Annotated in this window: 4 protein-coding genes; all 4 read right to left on the bottom strand. The window is 58.7% G+C overall.

All coding sequences use genetic code 11. The features are described from left to right. The coding region (locus AB4Z11_RS24830; protein ID WP_442028422.1) for a GDP-mannose 4,6-dehydratase at positions 1 to 253 on the bottom strand (253 nt) is incomplete at its 3' end. A 93-nt stretch (positions 254 to 346) separates the two neighbouring features. After that, complete coding sequence (locus AB4Z11_RS24825) at positions 347 to 802, bottom strand: DUF2214 family protein (protein ID WP_442028421.1); 456 nt, start codon at positions 800 to 802, stop codon at positions 347 to 349. Beyond that, complete coding sequence (locus AB4Z11_RS24820) at positions 799 to 3,132, bottom strand: NADP-dependent malic enzyme (RefSeq protein ID WP_442028420.1); 2,334 nt, start codon at positions 3,130 to 3,132, stop codon at positions 799 to 801. Before AB4Z11_RS24820 ends, AB4Z11_RS24825 begins: the two co-directional genes overlap by 4 nt. A gap of 140 nt (positions 3,133 to 3,272) precedes the next feature. Further along, positions 3,273 to 4,028 carry a hypothetical protein gene (locus AB4Z11_RS24815; RefSeq protein WP_442028419.1) on the bottom strand — a complete coding sequence of 252 codons (756 nt, stop codon included), beginning with the start codon at positions 4,026 to 4,028 and terminating at the stop codon, positions 3,273 to 3,275. Positions 4,029 to 4,276: the final 248 nt, after the last annotated feature.

The raw sequence follows: 4,276 nt of genomic DNA, 5'->3' as shown, positions 1-4,276 counted from the left end.
GGTTGTAGACCTCGTCGAAATTCCCGATCTGCAGCAGGCGAATGATGCAGCCCATATCGGTCAGATCGAATTCGACCAGTTTCAGATTCCGGTGATTCTGGATGCCCAGTTCTTCGATGCGCCAGAAATTGACGGAACTGGTGCGGCGGAAGGTGCCGGTGACTTCATAGCCCTTTTCCAGCAGCAGCTGGGCCAGATAGGCGCCGTCCTGGCCGGAAATGCCCGTAATCAGGGCGCGCTTTGTGGTGGTCATGTACGAATCCAACTGCGGTGTTATCGAACCTGTAATTGTAACAGAGCAGGTATCGCCAAAAGGCGCGCTTTACAACATATTACAAGATAGCAATTATGCTACGTAGCCGTAGCCGCGGGCCATGGCGGCAGCCGCAATCGGGATCAGGGCGAAGACGTGAATTTCGGCCATCAGCAGCTTGCGCACGGCCTTGATTTCCACTTCCTGCGGCACGAATCCGGCGTCGGCGCGCAGCGCTTTCTGCCAGCGCAGCATGCGCAGCGTGGGCTTGATGGACAGCAGGCCCATGACAGCAAACAGGCCGACCTTGGTCCAGAAGATGTGGTTGTGGAAGTAGTAGTCGTGGCCCTTGGCGCCGAAGTAGACGCGCAGGAAGCCAATCACCAGAAGCCCAACTGCTAGCAGCCCGTAGGCTGCATCGTAGCGGGCGGCCAGGCGCACGGCCGGCGGCTGCATGCCAGGTCGTACCAGAACCAGTTCAGCGGTGACTACCGCCGCGATGCCGAAGGCGCAAAGGTGGTGGACGATGGCAAGCAGCAGATCGGTCATGCGTTGTCTTTCCTGGTAGCGTTGGCAGCAACGGCATCCACCACGCACAGCGCGGTCATGTTGACGATGCGGCGTACCGTAGCGGAAGGCGTCAGGATGTGCACCGGCGCGGCGCAACCCAGCAGGATCGGGCCGATGGTGATGCCGTTACCGGCCGAGCTCTTGACCAGGTTGTAGGCAATGTTGGCGGCGTCGATATTCGGCATCACCAGCAGGTTCGCGTCGCGCTCCAGATAGGAGTTCGGCATGATCTTCTTGCGCAGCTTGGAATCCAGCGCGGTATCGCCGTGCATTTCGCCGTCCACTTCCAGATCCGGCGCGCGTTCGCGCACCAGCTCCAGCGTGGCGCGCATCTTCTGCGCCGACTCGCTGTTGGAGGAGCCGAAGTTCGAATGCGACAGCAGGGCCGCGCGCGGCTCCAGGCCGAGGCGCTTCATCTCGTCCGCTGCCATGATGGTGATGGCCGACAGTTCGTTGGCGGTCGGGTTCTCGTTGACGTGGGTGTCCACCATGGCCAGCTGGCGTTCAGGCAGCACCAGGATGTTCATCGCCGCGTACACGCAGGCGCCTGGACGGCGGCCCAGCACCTGGTCGATGTAATGCAGGTGCAGCTGGGTGGTGCCGAAGGTGCCGCAAATCATGCCGTCGGCATCGCCCTTCTTGATCATCATGGCGCCGATCAGCGAATGGCGGCGGCGCATTTCCAGCTTGGCGTATTCCTGGGTCACGCCTTTACGAGCGGTCAGCTCGTAGTATGCCTGCCAGTATTGGCGGTAGCGCTCATCGTAGTCCRGGTTGATGACGGCATAGTCCACGCCCGGCTTCAGGCGCAGGCCAAACTTCTGGATGCGCGCTTCCAGCACGGCCGGACGGCCCACCAGGATTGGACGCGCCAGCTTCTCGTCGACCACCACCTGCACCGCGCGCAGCACGCGCTCTTCTTCGCCTTCCGCGTACACGATGCGCTTCAGGTCCGTGTGGGCCTTCTTCGCCACCGAGAACAGCGGCTTCATGAAGGTGCCGGAACGGTAGACGAATTGCTGCAGGCTGTCCGCATACGCTTCCAGGTCTTCGATCGGGCGGGTTGCCACGCCGGAATCGAAAGCGGCCTTCGCCACGGCCGGTGCGATCTTGATCAGCAGGCGCGGATCGAAAGGCATCGGGATCAGGTATTCAGGGCCGAAGGCCAGATTGGCGATGCCGTAGGTGGACGCCACGATGTCCGATTGCTCGGCGTGGGCCAGTTCCGCAATCGCGTGCACCACGGCGATTTCCATTTCGCGCGTGATGGTGGCAGCGCCGCAATCCAGCGCGCCACGGAAGATGTAKGGGAAGCMSAGSACGTTGTTGACCTGGTTCGGATAGTCCGAACGGCCGGTGCAGATGATGGCGTCGCCGCGCACCGCCTTCACGTCTTCCGGCAGGATTTCCGGGGTCGGATTGGCCAGCGCCAGGATCAGCGGGTTCGGCGCCATCTGCTTGACCATGTCCTGCTTCAGCACACCGCCGGCGGACAGGCCGAGGAAGATGTCCGCGCCTTCGATCACTTCAGCCAGGGTACGCGCGCTGGTTTCGCTCGCGAAGCGCTCCTTGTCCGGGTCCATCAGTTCTTTGCGGCCCTTGTAGACCACGCCCGCCAGGTCGGTCACCACGATGTTTTCGATCGGGAAGCCGAGGTCGACGATCAGGTCCAGGCAAGCCAGTGCCGCAGCGCCCGCGCCGGACACCACCAGCTTGACGTTCTTGATGTCTTTCTTGATGTATTTCAGACCGTTCAGGATGGCCGCGCCCACGATGATGGCGGTGCCGTGCTGGTCGTCGTGGAAGACCGGGATCTTCATCTTTTCGCGCAGCTTGCGCTCGATGTAGAAGCATTCAGGTGCTTTGATGTCTTCCAGGTTCACGCCGCCGAAGGTCGGTTCCAGTGCGGCGATGATGTCGACCAGCTTGTCCGGGTCCTGCTCGTTGATTTCGATGTCGAAGACGTCGATGCCGGCGAACTTCTTGAACAGCACGCCCTTGCCTTCCATGACCGGCTTGGATGCCAGCGCACCGATATTGCCCAGGCCCAGAACGGCGGTACCGTTCGAGATCACGGCGACCAGGTTGCCGCGCGCGGTGTACTTATAGGAATTGGCTGGATCGGCGACGATTTCTTCGCAGGGAGCTGCTACGCCGGGGGAATAGGCCAGCGCGAGGTCGCGCTGATTGGAGAGTTGCTTGGTGGGGGTGACGCTGATTTTGCCGGGTCTTGGACACTCGTGATATTCAAGTGCTGCTGCGCGAAGTTGCTGTCGAAGTTCTTCTTTTTTATCAGATGCCGAGTCCATATCTGTACTGCCCCCTTCCAATGTTCTAAATACGAATCCCCCGATTCTAACAGACGCTTGTACGGCCAATCCTAGGTAGTTTCACGAATTTATGCCAAAAAGTTATCGTGAAAATAACTATTGGATTGGCCATGCAGGCTTTATTCGGCCGCCAGCAGCTTGGGCAGCCCTTTCGATACAGCCTGGCGGGTAATCAGCTGCAGGTATTCCAGCTTCTTTTGGGGCGTCAGATTATTCCAGGCGAAGAGGTTGGCGTCGTCGGTGGGCGCCGGGGTCAGAATGCGCGCCTCCTTTTGCGATACTTCCTTCACCACCTGCAGGGTTTTGGCGTCCACCAGCCGCAGGTGCAGATAGGCCAGCGGCATCACCAGGCCGGTGGCGGTGCTGTTGTCTGGACGCCCGGTTGTGCGCGCTTCGTTATCGACGAAGAAGCCGATGCCATCGGCCTTCCCCATTGTCATTGATGTATTGGTGAATTTGACGTCGACATCGCCGTGTCCAGGCGTGACCACGATGACGTGGGTGATGTCTTTGCCCTGCCACATGCTGGCCAGGCGCTCGCGGCTGGACGCGTTCTGGTCCGGCTCTTCAAACATCGCGTTGCCGGACCTGAGCAGCTGCGCGTCCATTGTCAGCAGCGGCAGCACCGTGGCATCGGGCTCGTTCTTCTTGATGACGGCAGTGGCTGCCTTGATAGCCGCATCGTCCAACACCGGATTATTCAATGCGACGACCTGCTTGTTGTTTGGACCCTGATTCGTTCCCGTGCCAGTCACATAGGTCAGCACCGAGACATTGGCGCCTGCCAGCGAAACGATGGCGTATTTGTGCGGCGTTTGAGCATGGGCGGAGGCGGCGGCCACCACGCTGACAATCAAGGCAAAAGCTTGTTTCATGGAATCCCCGAAAAGTTTGGAAATACCAATTTAACAATAAATTACTTATTTTTCAATATTCCTGAGTGAAACTTTTATTACTATCGATAAATTTTAATTTCTTGAGGTTTCTTAAAATAAAGCTGACATGCGGAACGAAACCATAAAATCTTGTTGCGCGAAACCTAAAATAATTGGAATATTTGTCGACAACAAGTTTACATCTGGCACATCGTCTCCTAGACTGAGTTTTGTTGGCACCTTTACGG

It is taken from the genome of Pseudoduganella sp. RAF53_2 (genome assembly GCF_052113985.1).
Classification (GTDB): domain Bacteria; phylum Pseudomonadota; class Gammaproteobacteria; order Burkholderiales; family Burkholderiaceae_D; genus Rugamonas.
Note: the sequence above shows the minus strand (reverse complement) of the source record. Positions and strands in the feature narration are given on the sequence as shown.